The following is a 23437-nucleotide window of genomic DNA, read 5'->3' on the forward strand; positions in this document are numbered from 1 at the left end:
ATTTAATTTTAGAAAGTAACATTTACACCAAAAGCATATTGTCTCATTGGAGCATAACCCACTCCACTCATCATCTCAGGATCAATGCCTTTGAACTTAGTAATCGTCAGCAGATTCTCTCCCGAAACATAGAAACGCACATTTTGCATACATACCTTCTGTACCCAATCTTTAGGGAGCGTGTAGCCGACTGTCAGATTCTTCAACTTCAGATAATTGCCATTATGCAAAATATGCTGCCCGGATGCACTTACCTGAGCCGCTTTATCCATGGTCAGACGAGGATTCGCTGAAGTAAGGTTTGTCCGCGGGTCATTCGGATTCTCAGGATCATAAAAGTAATGGTCATAAGCCACATCTTTACCCATTCCATATCCAAACCAGGTTATACTGCTATTCTCCCCAGACTGATACCAGTTGATTTTGAATCCGGCAGCACCAGCCCAGTTCATAGAGAAGTCAATGCCTTTCCATGACAGATTTGTCTGGAAGCCAAAGTAATACTTCGGTGTTTTAGAATAGCCCTGGAAATCCTTGTCATCGTCGTCACCATAAATGCCGTCTCCATCCAAGTCTGCATAAATGATATCACCATACCAGATATTACTCTTGCCGATTCCCTGTTTCGGATAGAACTTATATCCGGCATCCGTCATGGCCTGCAACCATTTCATATCATCTTCCGTACGGATCATTCCGTCAGAAGGCCCTCCTTTTGGATTTACCGTACCGTCGGCATTAAAATAGTTTCTATCGCCTTTATATACGTTCAGCACATAAAATTCATTGATCATGTGTCCTTCCAAAACACGCTGTAAGTCTCCTGTTGAAACCTCACCCAGATTGGTATAATAAGTGGAACTACCATCCGCATTCTGCTGCCATCCGCGAACAAGTTCTCCTTTGTATTTGGTTACTTCATTCTTGTTGCAAGAGAAGTTTCCGGATATGCCGTACGAGACAGAACCGATCCGATCATTCCAACCTAAGGTTATTTCAAGCCCCTTATTAGTAACCTCTGCGATATTCTGGCGGGGAGAACTGAACCCTGCCAAAGTAGGTGACAAAGTCGGATTATACAAGATACCATCCGTCAACTTATTATAAACCTCCACTGTTCCACTCAAACGGTTTTTCAGCATAGAAAAATCGAGCCCCAAGTTGGTTACCGTAGTTGTCTCCCATTCCAAGTTGTAGTTAGAAAAGCTTCCCATACCCAACCCGGGGACCTCCTTGTTACCAAAGGCATAATGGGGAGCCGTAGCATAAACAGCCTGCCATTCATAGTTACCGATTGAGTTATTTCCGAGTTGTCCCCAGGAAACGCGTAGCTTCAGGTTATCGAGCCAATTCAGCTTCTTCATGAATTTCTCTTCCGACAAACGCCATCCTGCCGAGAAGGATGGGAATATACCCCAGCGGTTCTCCGGAGAAAAACGGGAGGAACCGTCATAACGGACATTCGCCTCAAATAAGTAGCGGGAATCATACGTATAAGTAACACGGCCAAAGACAGAACGGGATGAAAATTCTGTAGTGCTTCCGTCGATATAATCAGGTTCCGTCAATGCGTCAAAGTCTGTAAGACTGGTATCAAGCATCCCTTTCTTACTAATATCGGTAGTACGTGCCCATTTACGGAATTCCTCATAGCCCACTAAGGCTGCCACATCGTGTTTACCTTTGAAAATCTGTCCCCAGTTTAAGGTGGTGGTATTTTTCCAGCTCTGATTCCCATCAATATAATATTTCACAGGATACTCTGCAAGCAATTCGGAAGTAGGAGGAACATTCATCGTTTCTCCACGCTGGAATGAAAATCTTTCCTGATAATCGGAATAATGCCACAGATTCTCCTGCCGATAATGATCGTAGTAGAAGTTAGAAGTCAAATGGAAGTTCTTAAGGAAATCAATCTTAATATAAGGGTTTACAAAGAATTTCGTTGTTTTATAAGAGCCTCCCGCACTATTCAGATAATAAACCGGATTGTTGACTACCGGATCTTCTTCGAGGGCTTCGGGAGCTCCATATTTCCCATCGTAATACGGATAGGTTCCCGGTGTGCTTTTCTGCATTTGCAAACCATTCAGATCATCAACATTATTTCTTTCCTGATCGACATGATACCCCCATGCATTCAGTCCCACAGCTAGGAAACTGGCGACCTGCGACTCCAGATTACTGCGCATATAATATTTCTTCATTCCTGAATTTACCACCAGACCGGGATTATCCACGTACGTGGCATTCAGGCTATACCGGGTTTTCTTTTCCGCACCGGTAAGCGTAATAGAATGTTCCTGCATCAACTTCGGATTATACACCTCATCGTACCAGTCCGTATTCGGATAGGCCACATAATTCGGGTAGCCCGATTCGGATATTCCATTCGGATTGCTGGCCGCTGAACGCCACGTATCAATGGTAGTTTGGCTAAATACCTGTGCCTGCCCTGCATTGTCCGAAGCCTCATTGATAAATTCCATATAGTCGGCATAGTTTGAAACCATGCGAATCAGATTAGCCGGTGTATTATAGGAGAATTTTCCTGAATAGGTCACGTTGATTTTCCCGTCCGTACCTTTCTTGGTAGTCAATAGAATAACACCATTAGCACCCCGGTTACCATAAATAGCACACGAAGCGGCATCTTTCAGGATGGAAATGGAAGCGATATCATTAGGATTGACATTATTCAGCGACATCTCCATTCCATCGACCAACACCAATGGTGCAGAATCATTTAAAGTACCTGTACCGCGAATACGCAGAGTAGATGATTCCGAGTTGGGTTTACTGGATGTCTGCATCACATTCAGTCCGGCCACCATACCCGATAAAGTAGAGGCAAGCGTAGTTACGGGACGCGACAAGGTCTTATCATCAAAATTAACCGTAGCAACAGAGCCCGTCAAATTCACTTTTTTCTGAGAGCCATAGCCCACCACTACCACTTCATCCAACAATTCGTTATCGGACATCATCCGGATATCCAAGACACTCTGATTGCCAACCACTATCGACTGGCTTTTATAGCCGATATACGATATCTCCAAGACATCTCCTGTAGCCACAGGCAATGAGAACTTCCCATCAACATCGGTCACCGTACCCATAGAGGCTCCTTTAACCAGAATGCTGACACCAATAAGAGCCTCTCCGGTATCTCCGTCGATTATACGTCCTGTAATGTTCCGTTCATTTTTTGTTTGATCCGCCGAAAGGACAGATACGTGCACCGTTTCATTTGCCAAAGAAGACGATCCCGCCGCATTCGCAGAAAGACTCCCCATATATATAAGCGAACACACGAGGAATTTTGTATTTACCTGCATAAGATTTAAAGTTTTAATTAAACATCATTTTCTGTTTTCCATAAGACCGGTTCTTCCTGATAGTTTCCGGATACTAACAAGCTGAATCCAGCCATTCAAAGGTAGCGCTTATGTGCTATTTCCGATAGAACGAAAAGATCATTTTATAGAATAATCGAGGCAAAAAGGTATTAGTAGCGTATCCGGCTATACCTCTGACACAGATATTATACAAACAGATCCTATCCTTGCATACAGAATACCTGAGATGTACTTGCTCCGTACCAAATCCGTAGTTTCTTCGTCCAGAAGTACCTCTGAGCGAAGAATGTACGGAGCAAGTACGGCTCAGATATCTCATTACTTCAGTTGAAAAGTTCTTTTAAAGATCAAGAATCAAACGCGGATGGAACTCCGCTTTCAGAATTTTTCGCTGACGGACATCAGCCACAAATAAACCGGTCGATAAAACTTCACCTATAGCACCATTGTCCGTAACCACCGCTACCTCTCTTTCCCCTTCCACCGGTTTTCCATTCCGAGGATTGATGATATGTTTTCGCTCATATGAATCATTACCGGAAGTTGTGAGGCATTCATTCTGAAGAAGCAACTCCTGTGGTTCCCTCCCCTTTGGAACAGCGCCCTGTCCAAAACTGACCTTCCATCCATCAGCCAAGGGATGATGCCCCAAAGCCAATACAGAACTGTTTCCCATATTGATCAATGCATCCTTCACTTCATAATGTTGCAGTAATTTCCGTGTCTTTTCCAAAGCATACCCTTTCAGGAATCCGGAAAGGTTGATAGTCACTCCCGGTCGCAAAAAAAGAAGGGTACGCTCCTGAGGTGATAGTTGAACACAACGGATTAAATTGGGTGTATAGTCAGCCGAATGAATAGTTACATCAAAACATCCAGCAGTACGGGTATAGCAATCTACACAGAAAGTAAGCATATCATAAAGCTCGTGGCTGACCTGTTGCGGATGTATAGAAGCAGTCCGGTTCAAATATGCCAGTTCACTATCCGCATCATAATAGTTGGCCATCTTTTCTAAACGACACAGCATTTTGTACACCGCATCGACTACCGACAGCAAAACGTCCTCCCCCTGCCTGCCACACAGCATTATATCGACACGTGTATGCATGGATGGAAACCAGGCATAAAGCAAGCCACCCTGAGAAGGTGAATATTTATAAAGATGTTGAATAACGTCCGGCATTTCCAAGTCTGTGTTTCCTAAAGAAAAATGAAAGGGCAAGCCACAATTCTGCAACTCACCCTTTTCAAAGACATACTATTAATTACAACTCTTTGATCTTTATATTCTTAAACCAAACTTCATCGCCATGGTCTTGCAGAAGAATGTTTCCAGACTCTGAATTACCGAAGTTAGGCCAATCTCTATACTTGCTATATGCAACCAGTGCATCCCACATCTGGTTCTGACGTGTGTATTCGATGAGCTTCACACCATTCAGCCAATGCTCTACGTGGTCACCTTTCACGATAATCGTAGCCGTATTGAAATCTTTCTTGTTGAAAGGTTTGTCTGCCGGGGCAGGAATCAAATCGTAAAGTGAACCCAATGTGCGGTTTCCTTTCACGCCCAATTTAGCATCAGGATGCTTATCATCATCAAGAATCTGAAACTCGCAACCAATAGCCGAACCGGCTCCTTTATTCATATCGGGGTTTACGAAATATTTCACTCCACTGTTAGCGCCTTCAGTAATCTTGAAATCTACTTTCAGGATAAAGTTTTTGTATTGACGGGTAGTCACGATATCGCCACCGTTAGCAGATTCAGCGCCACCACTCTTCATCACTTTCAGGATGCCGTTTTCCATTTTCCAACCCTTTTCAGGGAAAGAATTCAGTTTGGCTCCTCTCCAACCTTCTGAAGTCTTACCGTCCCAAAGGAGCGTCCAACCTTCTTTTGCTTCATTCGGAGAGATGGTATTGGGGATAACATTTATCTCCGGAGCTTTCCGATCTGTCCGGTAGCGCTCTACGTCTGTTGTACAAATGCGGATATTCTTCCAACTGACTGTTTTTCCTTCATCGGCAGCATTACCGATAGCATGTACTTGCAAAGCAATAAAACCGGCAGGGGTCATATCGTCCCAGATATTGGCACAAGGCACTCCATTGATCCAGGTAGCGATAGAATTACCTATAGCCTCGATACGGGCCTTATTCCATTCATTGTTCTTAAAAGCACTTTTAGCTGCCGGATTTTGTGTCAGCGGATAAAGCCAGTTACGACGGGCCTCATCATAGATGCCACCCGACCAGGCGCGCTTGGAGGGATCAATTTCAAACTGATAGCCATGTACACGTCCTTTCTGGTAGTCTTTCTTGCTTTCACTGCGCAGCTGCACACCCGAATTCAAGCCATCATCTACTTTGAAATCAAACTCCAGGATAAAATCACCATATGTCTTCTTTGTAGCCAGAAATGTGTTAGGTGTTCCCATCTTCGAAATGCCGACAATAGCACCATCTACCACTTTGTATTCGGCTTTACCATTCAGCTTCTTCCAGCCACTCAGGTTCTTCCCATTGAAAAGCGGCTCCCAGTTTTGCGCCGAAACCACAGACGCACAAAACACAAACAAAAGCAACAAATAATTCTTTTTCATATTGATATTTCTTCTATTGATTATTTAATACTATGCAATTACAGTTTATAGAACTCGTCCCATCCTTTACGAGGCGGTACGCCGGTCAACATTGCATTCGCAAACTCATTATTTGTAATCTGCTTGGTGCGAGGATCAAAAAATATTTGCGTATTGAGACGTTGCGCAATCACTCCCAACGAGAATACCTGCCCCAGCACACCGTTAATTTCAAACGGTGAACGGGTCTTTTCCTGTCCCATACAAGCCAACAGGAAATTTTCGAAGTGATTCGACGGACTCTTAGGTACTTCCGGCAGTTTGCCTGCCATTTCCTTAGCTTTCTCTTCTGGTATTATGGAAAGTGTACTGCCATGGCTTCCACCCTTAAATATCAAATCCTTTGTATAAATAATCTTTCCGGGGTTCAGACTGGAGGCCGGCGTATCTCCCTGATTAGTTGCAGGAATATTAGGATCTAAACCGGATACACCATAACCGGCAGGGATAGGAGGAAGATTATCCAGACCATCATACCATGTAATGTCAACCGGCGGCATACCCTTACGTTGAGGGAAACGGAACAGGATAGTGGAAGAATAAGGGAAGAAATAGTCATTATGTCCGTTGGCATATTTCATAGACACTTCGTAGGGCAATCCCAATTCCAGGAATTCGTGAACCGTATCCAGGATATGCGCACCCCAATCACCCAGACAGCCCATTCCGAAATCGTACCAGCAGCGCCACTGTCCCAAATGGTAGTCTTTGTTATATTCGTGATAAGGAGTTACTCCCAACCAGGCATCCCACTCCATGTCTTTCGGCAGTTGCTGGCCGGAAGGGAACTTATAGATATTGGTATCCCATTTGTGCCAGCGACGGGGATTATTCATGTGTGCCGTTACAGCCGTTACATCCTTGATAATACCGGCATCCATCCACGCCTTGAACTGAAAATAGTTAGCTTCCGAATGCCCTTGATTACCGACCTGTGTAGCCAGGTTCGGACGTTTCAGTGCAGCTTGCATCAGCAATTCTCCTTCATAGAAAGTACGCGCCAGTGGCTTCTCCACATACACATGTTTGCCTGATGCCAAAGCCAGCATACTGATAGGGAAATGTGAATGGTCGGGAGTTGCTATGGCTACTGCATCAAAATCATTGCCCGCCTTGTCAAACATCTGACGGAAATCACGGAAGCGTTTCGCCTTAGGATACTGGTTCATCACTTTCTGGGTGTGAGCGGCTCCCATATCCACATCGCACAGAGCCACGACTTCTACCATACCGGTACGGGCAAAATCGCTTATAATCTGCTCGCCACGGTTTCCAATGCCTATATAGGCAATCTTCACTTTGTCCGTCATTTTCCTTTGCGTCGTGGAAGCACGGGCTCCCAGCACATCACCGGCTCCGAATGCCAGTCCGGCAGAAGCCATTGTCATCGTTTTCAAAAAATCTCTTCGTGTCGTCATATATCATTGGTATTAATTAAGTTACTGAATCTTGATCATCTTCAGTCCGCATCTCTTTTCTTCAAAAACAGACTTCTTATCCCATAGAACAGAATGCGCAGGATTGTCCAGAAGACATAAAGCACGCCCGAAAACGCGAGGACATAGAAAAAGGATGTCAGCATCTCCGAGAAAGGTGTCTTATAAGAAATTATGGCATACAGATTTGCCAGATTGCCTATAATGAAGCACGCCAGCAAAGTCAGCAGTTCTATCTTTTTCCGGCGGGCGGTAATGACTGTGTTTTTCATACGGCTTCAGGTGTTTTAGCTTGATGATTCAAGTAATTGATTTTATATTCATCGGGGAAGTATAGTACCCGTTCTTCCTGTAAAGCCTGATCGCCCAACAGGCAAAGCATACTTGCATAATAGCCCTCTTCGGCTATGCGTTCCGGCTGCCTACGGGTAATAACAGCCTCAACAAAAGCTTCTAATAACAAAGAAGTACCATCCGATTTAGGCCGTTCTCCCAGAATGAATTCTCCTTTGTTTTCATTGGCAGTTTCCGGTGCCCAGCTTGTTCCGGCAAAAGGTAAGGAATCAAACACTTTATTCTCCCATTCGTTAATCATCTGCAAAAATCCAGGTGCAGGAGGGACACTTTCAAAGAAGTATTTACCTTTCTCCGGTTCCACCGTCCCCAGATTACCCATGATTTGTTCTTCCAAACCATAGAATTTATTGGATATGACAGAATCAAATGTCATCTTCACTCCGTCATCGAACACATATATGCAACTTACATTATCATATACTTCCCTACCGTCTTTCCAATAGGTGATAGCCCCATGTCCCATCACTTTCTCGGGAAGCTTTTGCAGTGCCCAGCTCCCTATTTGTAACTGATGACAAGCCAGTTCGGTCATCAGTCCTTTGGAATATTCGCGATACAGACGCCAGTTAATCAGACGTTCCAGATCAGGTGAAGGCACTTCCCGCCTCCAGTCTCCATTCCGGTTCCAGAAAGTACGGATGGCATTTATCTCACCGAAAGTGCCGGCATGAACCATTTCCATGACCTTGATGTATCGCGGATCGAAAAGACGTTGCTGCCCGGTAAAGAATATTTTGCCCGTACTGATGTGCTTACTATAAATGCGGAAACATTCTTCCATCGTAAAGCCTATGGATTTCTCACAGAACACGTGCTTGCCGGCATCAAAAGCATCCAGCACAATTTGGCAATGGGAATTAAGAGGAGTAGCTACCAGTACGGCATCAACGGTTTTATCTTCCAGTATTTTCCGGTAATCGTCATAAACTTTAGCTTTCGGAGCCAGTTCCAGTGCTTTTTCAATAGAGGGCTGATAGATATCGCACAATGCCACAATTTCTACTTTAGGATTCTGCACCAGGAAGCTCATCAAAAAACGTCCTCTTGAACCCGGACCGATGATAGCCAGACGGCACTTTTCACCGGATGTTTCTACAACTTCCGAAAAAGCAGAAAGCCAAGGGCTTGCCGATAGCAGCACTCCAGCTCCAATCATCCCTATATCTTTCAGAAACTCTCTCCTACTGATCAATATATCTTTCATAATATAATCTTTAAAATAAAGCCTATTTCCCGTCTTTTACTGAAGGCAGAACAGCGATATAAAATGACAGTCCAAAAATAGCAAAATCCTGAGATATAGAGTATAAATATTTATCCAAACAATGCGAAAATAGTACCAATCGCCCCTGTTGTCACTTTATAAAGTCCTTAGGCAGAACTCCGAACTGCTTCTGGAAGCATTTTGTGAAGTAAGAAGGGGTATTGAACCCAGTCATGTAACATACTTCATTGATCTTACATTCTCCTTCCTGCAACAGCTGTGCCGCCTTCTTCAGACGTTCCAGACGAATGTAATCATTCGGGGTCAAATCCAGTATCCCTTTTATTTTCCGGTTCAGGCTCGAACGGCTCATATTCAGCAGGCTCGCCATATCGTCAAGACAGAATTCAGGATTTTGCATATTGGCCACAACTACTTCTTTCAATGTTTTAAGAAAGGTTTCGTCTGCTTTAGTCATCGCCATACTGTTAGCTTGTACAAAAGGAGAATGAGCAAAAGAAACCCGCAACTTCTCGCGGTTACTCAACAAGTTAGACACACACACTCTTAGGTATTCCACAGAGAACGGTTTTTCTATGTAAACGTCCGCACCAAGCCTCATACCTTCTATTTTTGCCTGAAGGGTGGTTTTAGCTGTCAATAATATAATGGGAATATGACTATAATCAAGCTCCGACTTCAGATGCTCACACAGTTCCAATCCATCCATCTCGGGCATCATAATATCAGAAATAACCAGATTGACCGTATGTTCTCCCAATACTTTCAACGCTTCTATACCATTGACGGCTGTCAGCACCTGATATTCCGATGACAATTGTTTGGTCACAAACAACCGCATCTCCAAACTATCTTCTACAACCAACAGGGTATACCGACATTGTTTACGACCGGTTTCCGGTTCTCCTTCTCCGGATGATTCTTCATTCATTACCGGTTCTTTTCGCTCTATTGTGACAGTTTGTACATGCTTCAGCGGAAGTGATAACAAGAAACAATTACATTCCATGGAATCTTCCATATATAATGTGCCTTCATGCAGTTCGGCAAGCAAGCGAGCTAATGCCAACCCAATGCCGGTACCGGATACGGAGCTCAAGACTCCCTCCTTATACTGGATGAACGGCTTAAAAATCTCTTCACGCATTTTTGCCGGAACAACAGGACCGTCATTACAAACCGAAAACAACAGTTTATCTTCTTCCACATACAGCCTAACGCGGATATAAGTTTCAGAATACTTGATGGCATTGGAAAGCAGATTACTGATAATCTTGGTCAATCCTTCCTTATCGACCGAAGCATACACCGTTTCGGGAGAGTCAATAACAAATTCCAATTCTTTCTGACGTGCCGAAAGTCTAAAACGCTTACACGTCTTTTGCAAGATGTCCGACACATCACATTCCACAAAATTCAGTTGGAATCCTTGCGTCTCCGTTTTTCTGAAATCGAGCAACTGATTGACCAGATCGAGCAGCCGATTTGTATTCAGGTCCATTATCTCCAAATCATCCCTGATTTCATCAGATACCGATTTGGACGACAACACATTCTCAAGCGGACTCTTTATGAGCGTAAGCGGCGTACGTATCTCATGAGCTACATTCGTGAAGAAATCTATTTTAGCCGTATACAATTCCCTCTCCTTCTCACGCTCAAACTTCTCCATGGTCTGCTGATGCTTCTGTTGGGTCCTTCTCCTAAAATAGAAAATAACGGCAACCAGAGAACATAAAGCCAATAGTACATAAACGACATAGGCCCAGGTAGACAAGTAAAAAGGAGGTCGAATACGTATTTTAAGCACACGTTGCGCTTCATTCCATTTACCGTCGCTATTAGATCCCTTTATACGCAACGTATAACTTCCGTAAGGCAGATTGGAGTAATTGATCATGGAGTTCCTGCCTACCGTATACCATTCACTGTTAAAACCTTCCAGTTTATACTCTAACCGATTCATCTCGGGAGCCTGATAACTTAAAGCGGCCACCTGAAGAGAAAAGGAATTCTGATTGGCATCAAGCTCTATTTCATCTGAATAAGTAATACTCTTCTTCATGGGAGAATCCGGACTATCCACTGATAACCGCTTGTTGAACAAGTAAAAGTCAGTAATGACCACCGGAGGAAGAAAAGTATTCTCTACAAAAGTTTCAGGGTCAAAAGCTATAAATCCATTGATACTGCCTAAGTAAATACGCCCTTTCTTGTCACAATATCCGGACTGGAAATTAAACTGGTTGCTCAACAATCCATTAGCCGTGGTATAAACATGTTTACTTTCCGTTTCCGGGTTGAAACAGACAAGACCATAATTAGTCGTAAGCCAAAGATTTCCCCGCTTATCCTCAACCATTTTATAGATAGTATTACTTGGGAAACCTTTCGACATATCATAGCGGGTGAAGTTATCCGTCTCAGGATTATAGCGGCAGAAGCCCTCGCCCAAGGTCATAAACCACAGGCGTTTTCTGCTGTCTTCATAGATACTGATCACCTTATTGTAAGAGAGCGAAGCGGAATCTTTTTCATTCGACAGGTAATTCTTCCATTTCTGACTTCGGACATTATAGCAAAAGACTCCATTGGAGAAAGTAGCAAACCAAAGATTACCGTTGAAATCCTCCAATATATCATAAGTAAACATACTCTTCAATTCAGCAATACGTGTAAAGTCGTCAGAAGAGCGGTTGTATTTCAGTAGACCGGCTGTTGTACCAATCCAAACATCGCCTGTAGTGGTTTTACAAATGGTAAAAGCATCATTAGCGGACATCGAGTTCTGAGTTTCACCTCTGGAATAATGTTTCACTTGTCTGGTATGCAGATTCACCCGGTTTAATCCACCGGAAAAGGTGCCCACCCATAGATCATCTCCATCCAGGCAAAGTCCATGAACATTCTTGTAAATAGCAGGATGATCAAAAGGCACTATTTTACCATTTGCAGGGTCATAATTGAATAATCCCTTGTCTTCAGTACCTATCCACAGCGTACCGTCATTGCTTTCGCATATTTCTCGCACTCTACGCCCGAAGCCCCTGAGATCATCCCTTGGATAGAACTTCTCAAAATAAGTCCATTGATATGGATAATAGTTCACACCACCGAAATATGAACCTATCCACATACCATTTTCCTTATCGCGGCACAGTGAATAAATGGCATTATCCGACAATGCATAAGAATCATCCTGACCAGGAACCGACAGATGTGTCACCTTATCATTTGTCAGATTGTATATATACAGACCAGACTCCGTACCTACCCACAGTTCATCATCGGATTTGAACTGCAACACGCGTACATAGGCGTCCAGCAATCTACGAGTTTTACCGGTGGTAAAGTTTATCTCAGTCAATCCGTTAACCGAAGCTATATAAACGCAATTGTGCGGACCACTGACATGCCAGTTAATGATATCTCCTTTAAATATCTCATTGCCATCTGCATCCTTAAAAGGTTGTAGCGGACTTTCAAAATTATCCTTTGTGTAGTAAAGATTGTCAGCATACAAAGCCAACCAGCAGGTACTTTCGTTAAGCCAGAAACGAGCTACATTGGACATGCCCGAATCATGCAGATAATTCCACAACCTTTTCTCATGGTTGTAGCAAAACAAGCCCTGATTCTCCACCGATATCCAAATATTATCGTATTCATCGCTTCCAATCATGGTTACGAAATCTCTAATAACAGTTCCTTTATCACTCGTCTGATTAAAAGCTGTGAAAGAATCAAGTACCGGATTATAGATAAAAACTCCCCCATCCGTCCCTATCCAGATATTTCCTTCATGATCTTCATAAAGTGCAGTAATGAAATTCTTGCCTAAACCGGAATTTTCCTTTTTGTATACGCGGTAAGATAAACCGTCATAACGGTTCAGACCATCTTTAGTTCCGAACCACATAAATCCTTTCCTGTCCTGTAAAATCTGATATACGGTATTTTGTGAAAGACCGTTCCGGATGTCCATTGTCTTAAAATAGTAATGAACAGCATTTTGTGCATATGACGGTAACACCGTCAATATGCACAAATAAAAGAATAGTTTTATAATCGTTCGGCTCATAACCTCCTCCTTCCCGGAAGATTACTTTTTCAACGAATTACAGATACGTGTATTTATTTCTTTAGCACGCTTTTCATCCAGCTTAATAACCTTACGGTCATAGGTCATCAGGCCATTCACTTCCACCTCCACGTCAGTAGTCTGTGTATAGACAGCTGCGGAGAATCCTCTGTCTACCATCTTATACAGCATATCGGCATACTTCACATATTCATCCGTAGCTTCCTTGGAAGAATTAAACTGAACATAACCCCAGTTGCGGTTCGGCTCCCAGATATGATCCTTTAGAACAAGACCGATACCACCGTATTCACCCAGGACAGTTGCACGCTGGGCATCATACAAGTACATCTCAGGTGCCGGATAATTATGCAGATCAAGCATATCACCACAAGTATAATGGTTACCACCACTTGCCGGATTCACCAAACGGGTTGGATCATATTGTTTCGTCCATTCAGCAATTTCAACGGTCTTAAACTGCCCCCAAGCCTCATTAAATGGCACCCAGGTACCAATGCAAGGATAAGAATACAGACAGTCCATTATTTCTTTCCATTCTTTGCGATAATAAGCTTCTGATTCGGCTGAACGCTTCATTTCCGTACCGTCAAAGTACTTCCGGTTCTGCCATTGCGGACCACGGTCACCACTCGGCATGTCTTGCCACACAATAATTCCAAGCTGGTCGCAATGCGTATACCAACGGGCAGGCTCTACTTTAATATGTTTACGGATCATATTATAACCGAAATCTTTTGTCTTCTGAATGTCGTACAGTAAAGCTTCATCCGTAGGAGCCGTATACAAACCATCAGGCCACCAACCTTGATCAAGCGGGCCAAACTGGAACAGCGCTTCATTATTCAGTTCCAAACGTACGATACCATTGGCATCCCTGCGAGTGGAATATTTACGCATGGCCGCATAGCTATCCACCTTATCTACAATCTTATTCCCCTCTTTTAAAGTAACTTTCAAAGTATAGAGAAAAGGAGAATCAGGGCTCCACAGTTTTGCATTTTCAGGCATCTCCACTTCTACAGGTTCTCCATTAATACTCTTACCGGCAGCAATTAATTGATTACCATCATACACATTCACCTCAACGAAATCTGATGTGCTGTTGGCGTTCAGTTCAGCTTTTACCGTTAACAGATGACGGTCAATATCAGGAGTAATACGAAGATTTTCAATATGTTTACCAGCAACAGGTTCCAGCCATACAGTTTGCCAGATACCAGTAACAGGAGTGTACCAGATACCTTCCGGCCTGCTGACTTGCTTACCACGTGGTTGAGGGCCTCTGTCCGTAGGGTCCCAAACCTTTACAACCAGGCGGTTGCTGCCTTTAGCCAATAAGGCAGGAGTTATATCAAAGGAGAATGGAGTAAATCCTCCGGTATGACTCCCAACCTTAATATCGTTCACCCATACATCGGTTTTCCAGTCAACGGCACCAAAATGTAGCAAAACCTGTTTTCCTCTCCAGGCTGAAGGTATCTCAAAGCTCCGTTGATAGATTACTTCCTGATTTTCGTTCACTCTCCTTCCTACTCCGGACAAAGACGATTCTACAGCAAAAGGTACGAGAATTTGGCCTTCAAAATCCGTTGGAATGCGTCCACCTTTATCAATAATAGCATAATCCCACAAACCATTCAGATTTTTCCAGTCATTACGCTGCATGATGGGCCTTGGATACTCGGGCAATACATCGGAAGGATTGATCTGTTCTGCCCACTTTGTCTTTATTCTATCTCCGGCCGGTTTCCATTGAGCCGAACTCTCCAAAATAAAAAACGTTACTAAAAATAACGAGATGAATAATTTTTTCATGGTATGTAACTCTATTTAATGTTTGGAAGCAAAGTTAGCTACAAATTCATTTTCTGAATAACGCAATTGACTCAATAAATGCAATAATCTTTCCATTTATTCGCTAAGATAGAAAGATATATGGGAAAAACGCACTAATTGGCGAGATCAATAGCAAGAAATAAAGAAGATGGGAAATTATAGAAGAGTAATATAACAGCCAGAATCATGAGGAGGTTTCCGGTATAAAATGGATACTACATAAAAACTTCTTGCTGACAAATAGTTAATAGCTTGTCAGCAAGAAGTCGAGAGTCTGTTTACAAGAAGTTATCGCCTTGTAAAGTCCTTATTTCCAATAAATTCTAAACATCAAACCGATATACTTTCTTAGTAGTTACTTTTTAAAATTAATAATTGAAACTTCCTTGTCTGTCAGGTAATCTGCCGTTTCAAAGCATTTGCATATCCCTCGATAATCAATTCCAGTCCATCCGTTAATTCTTGTGGTGAAATAACGATCTCCAATTTTCCTACCGTAGCATTTTCTGGTGTTTTTTTATTAGGGAAGCTGATCTGTAGCTCATCATTTATAACTTCTAGGGCAAATTCTGCCGTCACAGTAGCCTTTTCTATTTTAGAGGCTGTAACAGGTACCAATGTGATTAAAGGGACCTGAACTGTTGTAGTAGTAACTGCTCCGGTATCATCCAAAGCAGGATATTCAAGTTGCACTATCTTCGGAACCAATGCCCCTTTATTTTTCCCCTCCCCGTCAACAGGCTTTTCAAAATACTTATCCAGCAAGCCTTCATTCTTGTCCATCAGCGAGTCACTGGCACTTACAATGGCATGATGGATAGCCTCTACAAACAATTTAAAGCTAATCATATCGATGAATTTTATGATTCGACACTATGCTATTTTACTTTTTCTGAGGTGCTATCTTTTTCAACTTTTCAAAGTTGTCGACTGCCTCACTCACTACCGAGCGGCTTTCCGATGCTAACCCAATCGCCGCTTGACAGTTAGGGCATGAAAATTGTACGCCTTGGATTAACAAATGCAAATCAACGGGTATTTGGGTCCTGCATACCGGACATGGGATATTTTGATCTATCATACTTCTATTCTTCTTTTTCCGACTGTTTATCTATTTTTTGTATGGGCTGTATCGATTTCGTATACAAATCAAGTAAAGTCAATACTCCTTTAGGCAAAGGTAGTCTGCCCGCATGTATATTCACTTTAAGACGGCTTGACAAAGTACTATCATATTGTTCACGGAAGTTTTTCTTATATTCCTGTTTGGCTGGAGCAATTCTTCCATTCAGAACCGCCTTCTTCTCTACAAGTTGCACATCCGCATTCACTTTCGATTTATAATCATAAGAACCCACCGATGTGATTTCCAGATCAAAATCCACATTGATCTTATCAATTGCAAGAGAATTTAAAGGCAGTAAACACAGTAAAGGAACCTGGAAAGCCATTTTGTTGATAGAGATGTATCCCGGATCAGTCGGTTGTTTCGTATGATCAACAACCGGCTGAGTCAGCACCATCTCTATCATAAGAGGTTGTCGCAAGTCACTTCCCTCCTCTTTTGTGAAGCAATAATCAAGCAAGAATTGAGCCTGCCCGGTTAGCATCATAACATTGGCTTTCGAGGCCGCCACCAAAGGTGCGCCAATGATGGATTCAATGTTAAGCTCTGCCCCAAATTGAGGTTTGAATGTAACTTGCTCGTTTTCAGACATAATTGTTTATTTCGACTTAATATTAAATTTCCCTGATAATTCTACATATTAAGTTTATCACCAATATTTACTTATTTTGGTTCTTAACCTCCAGTTCCTCCATTAGCTCCAGTTCCTCCATTAGTTCCAGCCCCTCCATTAGCTCCAGCTCCTCCATTAGCTCCAGTTCCTCCATTAGTTCCAGCCCCTCCATTAGCTCCAGCTCCTCCATTAGCTCCTTCACCTTTTGCAGGGGTCAATTCTATAGGCTGAATTGCTTGTGCAAATGCTTCGATAATAGTGTTTACTCCTTTAGGAAGTGGCAATTGGCCTGCATGTACATTAACCGTATACTTGGCAGAATTACTCTTCTCATAATGTGTATCATGGGTCGAAGAATCTTTTGAAGAATAACTGGCCGAACCTTTAATAGTTGTACTTAGCAGCCCCCAGCCTATTTTAGTTTCAAAACTACCTTCACCTGCACTCTCAGATGATTTTGCTTCATTATTGTCTTCAGAGAAACTTGATTTTACTTCCATTTCAAAGTTTATATCCACGGTTTCGACAGCTAATGAATTGATTGGCAAGATTGTCAATAAAGGCAGACTAAATTTAGTACTGGCTTGAGGAATCCCTTTAGTAGTATCCATACCCGGAGTTATAACACTTCTGGTTAATACCATATCAATCATGATAGGCTCATACTGGGTCGGAATTTCGTTCCCATCTTTATCCTTCTTCTTCATGTTGAAACAAGTATCCAACATAAACCTTGTTTGCGTAAGAGCCATTGAAGAATTCGCCTTAGCGGCTGCATTCAAAGGACCTCCGATTAAGCTTTCCATTGGCAGCCCGGAGAATTGCTGCGACATCGATAATAAATTTGTATCCATAATAATGCGTTTTGAAGAAGTTATTAAATATGTTAACTAAAACTCAGAAGTCTCTTAATCCATCTTTTTATGCACTCGAATAAACGAACAAAAAATCCTTTTTTCCTCTTAGGCTTTTCCGCCGGATAAAAACTAATAGTAATGCGTTCACCCATATGTCTTTCACACTTACCCCAATTAGTAATGTGACAAAGTTAGTGACATAAAAGCAAAAAAAAGAACATAAGTGATAACAACTAATTTTCACAACTAGTTACTTATCAACCACTTACAAAGAGAAGTAATAACAATTTCAAAAAGCAGGCTAATTAGCAACCTTTAATTTTATCCGATGCCTCCTTTGAGCCACAATTTGCTTATTGACATTCCCAAAGCAGAGAGCAATGGTAAAATCATCTAATCCACAAATTGAGAGGCATGAAAATAGACAATCGTCTTCTGTATATTTAGGATAGGTTTGGTGCAGATACTCTATATAGTCCTTGTATATCTCTACAACAGTAGAACGCAGTTTCTTCTGTTCATCTTCCAATAAAATGCGTAAGTCCTGTTTATTTTTAGTTTTGTCTTGACGGCTAAGCCGTTCTATTGTTTTATAAATGGATGTCTCTTTAAAGATCACATTGCATAATTGTGCCTTTTCATCGGCCAATTTTCTGATTTCACTTTCTTTCTGAGAAAGCAGTTTTTGAGTTTCTTCTTGCTTATCCCTCAATAAAGAAATATAATACTCAGTCTCTACCGCATGCACTTCCAATAAAGCCTGGTCATACTTGTGCTCCTGTTCGAGATACTTCTTCCGCTGCTTGGTCCGTTGAATATACCAGACCAGAAAAAGAATCACGAGTAAACAGAAAACGATCAGATAGATAAATGGAAACTGCATCTTCGCTCTTACTTTAAAATATTCGATTATTTGACAACAAAGGAAACAAAAATAAAAAGAAATAGCAATATATTTTTTTTAAATATCTGACTCATCAACCTATATCGTGCATTTGATCGGCTATCTCTTCCTATTCTATCACCCGCAGAAGCACAACACTCACATTATCCCTGCCACCTGCCGCCTTTGCAGCTTCTGTCAAACTGATTGCAGTAGGTTCTCGCTGAAGGACTTCCTCAATCTGATCATCTGTAAGCATATCACTCAAACCATCGGAACAAATCAAAAAGAGGTCTTCATCCAATAATTGGCCGGTTAATTCGGTGAAATCGGCAAAAGCTGATGTTCCGGCACCCAAAGAATTATAGATTACATTGGATGGAGTAGTCATATCTCCGGTCAGTTCCCGCATGGAGTGGTCCGACGAAAGTTGTTTCAGAATACCGCCACGATAACGATACAGGCGGCTGTCTCCAATATTCACCATATAGATGCTCTCTTCATAACTGAACATACCTACAAAAGTGGTTCCCATTCCCTCGTATTGAGGAAGTTCAACGCCCTTATTTGTTATCAGAGCATGAGTTTCATTCACCCAATTCTTTATCTCACCGGACAGTACTTCATGAGAAAGTCCACAAGGAAGATCGGTAATAAAACGGTCGAATGCCTGGGTAGCCAACTCACTGGCAAACTCTCCACCTTCGTGTCCGCCCATACCATCCGCTACAAAAGCCGTAAAACGAGCTTGAGGAATGAGTTCAAACTTTTGTTCGTATGTTTCGTCACGATAAAGTCCTCCGTTGAAGAGTATCATATCTTCATTATTGGTACGTATGCACCCCATATCACTGGCAAGCTGACATTTCAATAATAACATAAGGCAATTTTGCGATTTAATGATTACAACCTATGATTAAGATTGGCTCTATTCCATCGATTCTATTCAACCTTGAAATCAAGATTGGCTATGCGAATGACATCTCCGATGTTAAACATAACAGGTACATTCGGCGAAAGACGGTTACCGTTTACAAACGTGCCATTGGTAGAATCCAGATCCACTATTTCCCATTGTCCGGATACATTCTTCTGTAAGCGGGCATGGGTACCGGAAACATATCCCTGAGAAGCAAATGCAGATACATAATCGCCCTTTCTGCGACCAATCACCACGCCATTTCCCAAACCTAAACGAATGCCTGCGGCAGAACAAACCAAACGTACAGGAAGTGGAACTGCGGATACTCCCGGACGCATTGTCTTTTCAGGCTCAGAAGAAACCGGACTCACAGGAGAAGCCGAGGAATTCACAGAAGAAGTGGAAGGACACACAGGCGACACGACTTGGTTTGCAGATGAAGGCGCGAAATTAGCAGCTCCGCCAGAAGCAGGTTGCCCTGCAGGAATCGGAGCAACCGATCGGTCCTTGGAACTGCTATCGCCTGCTGTAGCTTTAGCGGATACTAACGGCTGACCGCATTGCGTGCATCGCTTCCCCTTTCCAAACACATGGCATTGAGGGCAAATATACAGTTCAACACCACATTGATCGCAATAGTAACTATCACTTTCTATTTCAACTCTGCACTTGGGGCAGTTGACTAATGTACTCATTTCTTTAGTGATTAACGATTAGTGATTCAATTATCCCATATCCTCAGGTAACAATATACTGTAGCTTGCCGGATCAAAGTCAGGACGCTCCATTTCGTGACGAAGACGGGAACTCTGGTTCTTTTTCACCCGATCGAAATAATTATTTACTTCACGGGCATTGGCAAAATTACGTTCACGACGATTATATAAGTCCGTGAAGTAAACATGCATGGCATTTTCTGCCTCAGGAGTCAGTGTTAGCTTATCCTTTTTCACCTTCATCCTAAAAATTTGCGCCAATTCATCGGGATTATAGTCCTCAAAATGAATTACCTTGGTAAAGCGGGATTCCAAACCGGAATTCGTATCAATCCATTGGCGGATCTCACGCGGATACCCGGCAGCAATGCAAACCATCTTCCCCTTATAATCAAGCAACATCGGCAAAATGGTATTCGTAGCCTCCTGCCCGAAGTTATCGCCCATCAGTGAATAAGCTTCGTCAATAAAGAACACACCGCCCACCGCACGCTTCACAACCCGTGCCGTCTTAGTGGCAGTCTGTCCCACATAGCCTTCTACTAGGTCCTTACGGGTTACTTCCAACAAGCGATTGCTGGGCAATACGCCCAATGAATAGAAAATATTTCCCATGATACGTGCCACAGTAGTCTTTCCCGTTCCCGGATTACCGACAAAGAGATAGTGATCCACTACACCCTGGAATTTCTTACCCATCGCTTCCGCCTTAGCACGCTCCACTTTGATATAATCGGCAATCTCCTTCACTTCACGTTTCACGCCGGATAATCCGATCAATTGGTTCAATTCTGCCATGCACTCTTCTTCATCGATCATCTTTGGCGGATCATACGGAATATCCTCCGCCTCGATGGTCAGGTACATTTCGCGAGTCAAGGTCTGTCCTCCGGCATGTAATTGTGCCAGCCGGTTGGCACGGCGGGCTTTGGTTTTCTCAAAGAGTTTCACCATTTCCCCTGCATTTCCAAAGTTCTCATCTTTCGATGTCACCATTTCATCGACTAACTTAATCAGCATCTCTTCTGCATCCGGTGTCAGTGTATTCCCTTTCTTCCTGATAAGAGAACGATAAATACAAATCAACTGGTCTGCCGAGTAGTCCTCGATATGCAGAAAATTACTAAACCTGCGCCGGAAGCCCGGATTGGCATTATTGACAAATTCCTCCATTTCAGCGCGATAACCGGCACAGATAACCACGAATTTCCCGGCATCCTTCACCATTCGGGTCATTAGTGCCTCCACGGCTTCCACTCCAGTCTGATCCTTACTTCCACCCGCACTGATAGGCATCAGGGCATAGGCTTCATCTATAAAAAGAATACCGCCCATTGCTTCGTCACAAGCCTTATCCACAAGTTTGGCCGTCTCATTCTGATATGTACTTATCAGATGTTTACGCTCCTTTTCCACGACTTTATCGGTAGGCAGCAGACCGATGGCTTTAAAGACCTCTCCCAACTTACAGGCAATGGTGGTCTTACCTGTCCCCGGATTACCCGTCAGCACAATGTGTACAGGAGTCACCTCAGCGTCAGCAATACCCATTTCCATCATTTCCTTGTCCATGGCTATCTTGTTCGCCAACGCACGTATCTCTGCTTTTACACTGTCCATACCGACGAATTCATTCAGTTCAGCAAGTACAGTGTCCAGACTCTTGATATTTTTGCTTTCTTCACCTTCAATATCCGCACGCGTCAGTACATGCACCATAGATACATCATAATCCGGTGTACCCTTCAGTTCCAGCAACCGGACTCCCTGATTCTTGATTGCACGATCCATTGTGTTACGTACCTCGCGGGCATTACCGAAATTGCGTGTACGGGTCAGATACATCTTCGAGAAGTAATTACGGATAAATGCCTCGGCCTCTTCATCCAGGGTCAGATGCTCTTTCTTCACCTGCCGACGAAAAATTTCCGCCAATTCATCGGCTTTATAGTCGCGGAAAGTCACCGTTTCATTGAAACGGGAGGCCATCCCCGAGTTGGAGCTCAGAAATTCTCCCATCTCCTTTGTATATCCGGCAGCAATAGCCACAAACTGCCCACGACGGTCTTCTACCAGTTTCAGCAACGTATCAATTGCTTCCTGGCCGAACTGGTCATTATCACCTTGCTTCAATGTATAGGCTTCGTCAATGAACAGCACTCCGCCCATAGCCATATCCACATATTTTTCCACGGCCAAGGCCGTCTGACCCACATATCCCGCAACCAGCTCCTTTCGTGAAACTTCCACCAGCTGACCGATGGGCAACACTTCCAGCGAATTCAGAATATCAGCAAAGATACGGGCAATCGTTGTCTTCCCCGTTCCCGGATTACCAAGGAACAGAAAATGATCTTTGACCTCCCGTTTAGCTCCGGCACCTTTCCGTTCCCGTTCAAAATCTATCTTATGAATGATTTTCTGCACCGTTGCCTTGATTTCATCGATACCGACAAACTCATCCAGCTCTGCCATGATCTCCTCATAACTCTTCTGCCGGAACTCTTTACCGGGAATATCCTCAGGAATGGCAACCGATGCATTCGGATCGCGCTTGATAGTATTGGCAAAGATATCAGCCGCTTTTTTCACAGCCAAATGCCCATTCCCGAAATCATCTGATTTCTGTCGCATCTCATTCTTAAACACACGTTCCAATTTGGCATCCGCTTCCTCGCTCAATGCAATCCCATAACGTTTTTTAAGTTCATGGATACAAAGCTGCTTCAGTTCCTCCATACTGAAATCTTTCAGATCGAAGTAATACTCAAAGCGATTGCGCACATCAGGATTGGATACCAGAAACTCTTTAAAGGCCGATGAAAGCCCGGAAAGAATGACTATCGGATCATTGTTCCACTTATCCATACAGCTGAACAGCTTATCAAGCTTATTGATATCATTGGCTGCACCCGAAGGCAAAAGCTTCTGCACATTTTCAATGCAGAGAATACCCCCTTTCAGGTCGGCGGTATTCTTTTCCCACTCTTTGGCAAACTCCTCATAATCCACCGCATCCACTACTTTCATGGCAGGCTTCTTGATAATACCACTGGAGTACAATAGTTTTTGCAATACTCCTGCCAGTTTGGTTTTACCGGTTCCGGTATTTCCCGTAATAATCATGTCCATGCCCAGGCGAATGGAAATGCCACTACGCTGTGCACGCAAAGCGAGCGACTCACAAGTATTTACCAAATCCTGCAACTGGTTCTTGACGGTTTCCATCCCTACCAACTCACGCAACGGTTCAGTAGCTTTAGTAACCACATTGGTGCCACACCATTTGCAGAAAACAGCGTTTTCACGGTTCGGCTTATTACATTTCGGACAATTCATAGTCATCTTCATTTA

15 protein-coding genes are annotated in these 23437 nt (G+C 43.0%); all 15 read right to left on the bottom strand.

What is annotated here, in order from left to right:
* Positions 1-8 precede the first annotated feature (8 nt).
* The gene (locus K6V21_RS04925; protein WP_224321032.1) at positions 9-3338 is read right to left on the bottom strand and encodes a SusC/RagA family TonB-linked outer membrane protein; all 3330 of its coding nucleotides are present in this window, start codon (positions 3336-3338) and stop codon (positions 9-11) included.
* A gap of 361 nt (positions 3339-3699) precedes the next feature.
* Positions 3700-4545, bottom strand: coding sequence for an FAD:protein FMN transferase (locus tag K6V21_RS04930; protein WP_224321033.1), 846 nt, complete (start codon positions 4543-4545; stop codon positions 3700-3702).
* Positions 4546-4627: 82 nt separating this feature from the next.
* Entirely contained in the window at positions 4628-5968 is a 1341-nt protein-coding gene (locus K6V21_RS04935; protein WP_217712837.1) for a DUF1080 domain-containing protein, read from the bottom strand.
* A gap of 38 nt (positions 5969-6006) precedes the next feature.
* Positions 6007-7425 (bottom strand): Gfo/Idh/MocA family oxidoreductase, encoded by a 1419-nt coding sequence (locus tag K6V21_RS04940; RefSeq protein ID WP_224321034.1) that lies wholly within the window; start codon positions 7423-7425, stop codon positions 6007-6009.
* A 41-nt stretch (positions 7426-7466) separates the two neighbouring features.
* Positions 7467-7715, bottom strand: coding sequence for a hypothetical protein (locus K6V21_RS04945; protein WP_224321035.1), 249 nt, complete (start codon positions 7713-7715; stop codon positions 7467-7469).
* Entirely contained in the window at positions 7712-9004 is a 1293-nt protein-coding gene (locus K6V21_RS04950) for a Gfo/Idh/MocA family protein (protein WP_224321036.1), read from the bottom strand. The genes K6V21_RS04945 and K6V21_RS04950 overlap by 4 nt, the downstream gene beginning before the upstream one ends.
* A gap of 151 nt (positions 9005-9155) precedes the next feature.
* A complete protein-coding gene (locus K6V21_RS04955; protein WP_224321037.1) occupies positions 9156-13106 on the bottom strand; it encodes a hybrid sensor histidine kinase/response regulator transcription factor in 3951 nt (1316 codons plus the stop codon).
* Between the two features lie 21 nt (positions 13107-13127).
* Positions 13128-14945: a glycoside hydrolase family 2 protein gene (locus K6V21_RS04960; RefSeq protein WP_224321038.1), complete on the bottom strand. Its 1818-nt coding sequence runs from the start codon at positions 14943-14945 to the stop codon at positions 13128-13130.
* 414 nt (positions 14946-15359) lie between these two features.
* Positions 15360-15815 carry a DUF2589 domain-containing protein gene (locus K6V21_RS04965; protein WP_217712843.1) on the bottom strand — a complete coding sequence of 152 codons (456 nt, stop codon included), beginning with the start codon at positions 15813-15815 and terminating at the stop codon, positions 15360-15362.
* A gap of 236 nt (positions 15816-16051) precedes the next feature.
* Complete coding sequence (locus tag K6V21_RS04970) at positions 16052-16684, bottom strand: DUF2589 domain-containing protein (protein WP_224321039.1); 633 nt, start codon at positions 16682-16684, stop codon at positions 16052-16054.
* An 83-nt stretch (positions 16685-16767) separates the two neighbouring features.
* Positions 16768-17559, bottom strand: a complete 792-nt coding sequence (locus tag K6V21_RS04975) for a DUF2589 domain-containing protein (RefSeq protein WP_224321041.1) — start codon at positions 17557-17559, stop codon at positions 16768-16770.
* A gap of 304 nt (positions 17560-17863) precedes the next feature.
* Positions 17864-18445: a hypothetical protein gene (locus K6V21_RS04980; protein ID WP_224321042.1), complete on the bottom strand. Its 582-nt coding sequence runs from the start codon at positions 18443-18445 to the stop codon at positions 17864-17866.
* A gap of 130 nt (positions 18446-18575) precedes the next feature.
* Entirely contained in the window at positions 18576-19325 is a 750-nt protein-coding gene (locus tag K6V21_RS04985; RefSeq protein WP_217712847.1) for a PP2C family protein-serine/threonine phosphatase, read from the bottom strand.
* 62 nt (positions 19326-19387) lie between these two features.
* On the bottom strand, positions 19388-20062 hold the full coding sequence (locus K6V21_RS04990) for an FHA domain-containing protein (RefSeq protein ID WP_224321044.1): 675 nt from the start codon (positions 20060-20062) through the stop codon (positions 19388-19390).
* Positions 20063-20092: 30 nt separating this feature from the next.
* A complete protein-coding gene (locus tag K6V21_RS04995) occupies positions 20093-23422 on the bottom strand; it encodes an AAA family ATPase (protein WP_224321045.1) in 3330 nt (1109 codons plus the stop codon).
* Between the last annotated feature and the right edge of the window lie 15 nt (positions 23423-23437).

The organism is Bacteroides cellulosilyticus, assembly GCF_020091405.1.
GTDB lineage: Bacteria > Bacteroidota > Bacteroidia > Bacteroidales > Bacteroidaceae > Bacteroides.

Bases quoted from the DNA above. Each gene is read 5' to 3' on its own strand.
- K6V21_RS04925 (WP_224321032.1), bottom strand. From the start codon at position 3,338: ATGCAGGTAAATACAAAATTCCTCGTGTGTTCGCTTATATATATGGGG.
- K6V21_RS04930 (WP_224321033.1), bottom strand. From the start codon at position 4,545: ATGCCGGACGTTATTCAACATCTTTATAAATATTCACCTTCTCAGGGT.
- K6V21_RS04935 (WP_217712837.1), bottom strand. From the start codon at position 5,968: ATGAAAAAGAATTATTTGTTGCTTTTGTTTGTGTTTTGTGCGTCTGTG.
- K6V21_RS04940 (WP_224321034.1), bottom strand. From the start codon at position 7,425: ATGACGACACGAAGAGATTTTTTGAAAACGATGACAATGGCTTCTGCC.
- K6V21_RS04945 (WP_224321035.1), bottom strand. From the start codon at position 7,715: ATGAAAAACACAGTCATTACCGCCCGCCGGAAAAAGATAGAACTGCTG.
- K6V21_RS04950 (WP_224321036.1), bottom strand. From the start codon at position 9,004: ATGAAAGATATATTGATCAGTAGGAGAGAGTTTCTGAAAGATATAGGG.
- K6V21_RS04955 (WP_224321037.1), bottom strand. From the start codon at position 13,106: ATGAGCCGAACGATTATAAAACTATTCTTTTATTTGTGCATATTGACG.
- K6V21_RS04960 (WP_224321038.1), bottom strand. From the start codon at position 14,945: ATGAAAAAATTATTCATCTCGTTATTTTTAGTAACGTTTTTTATTTTG.
- K6V21_RS04965 (WP_217712843.1), bottom strand. From the start codon at position 15,815: ATGATTAGCTTTAAATTGTTTGTAGAGGCTATCCATCATGCCATTGTA.
- K6V21_RS04970 (WP_224321039.1), bottom strand. From the start codon at position 16,684: ATGTCTGAAAACGAGCAAGTTACATTCAAACCTCAATTTGGGGCAGAG.
- K6V21_RS04975 (WP_224321041.1), bottom strand. From the start codon at position 17,559: ATGGATACAAATTTATTATCGATGTCGCAGCAATTCTCCGGGCTGCCA.
- K6V21_RS04980 (WP_224321042.1), bottom strand. From the start codon at position 18,445: ATGCAGTTTCCATTTATCTATCTGATCGTTTTCTGTTTACTCGTGATT.
- K6V21_RS04985 (WP_217712847.1), bottom strand. From the start codon at position 19,325: ATGTTATTATTGAAATGTCAGCTTGCCAGTGATATGGGGTGCATACGT.
- K6V21_RS04990 (WP_224321044.1), bottom strand. From the start codon at position 20,062: ATGAGTACATTAGTCAACTGCCCCAAGTGCAGAGTTGAAATAGAAAGT.
- K6V21_RS04995 (WP_224321045.1), bottom strand. From the start codon at position 23,422: ATGAATTGTCCGAAATGTAATAAGCCGAACCGTGAAAACGCTGTTTTC.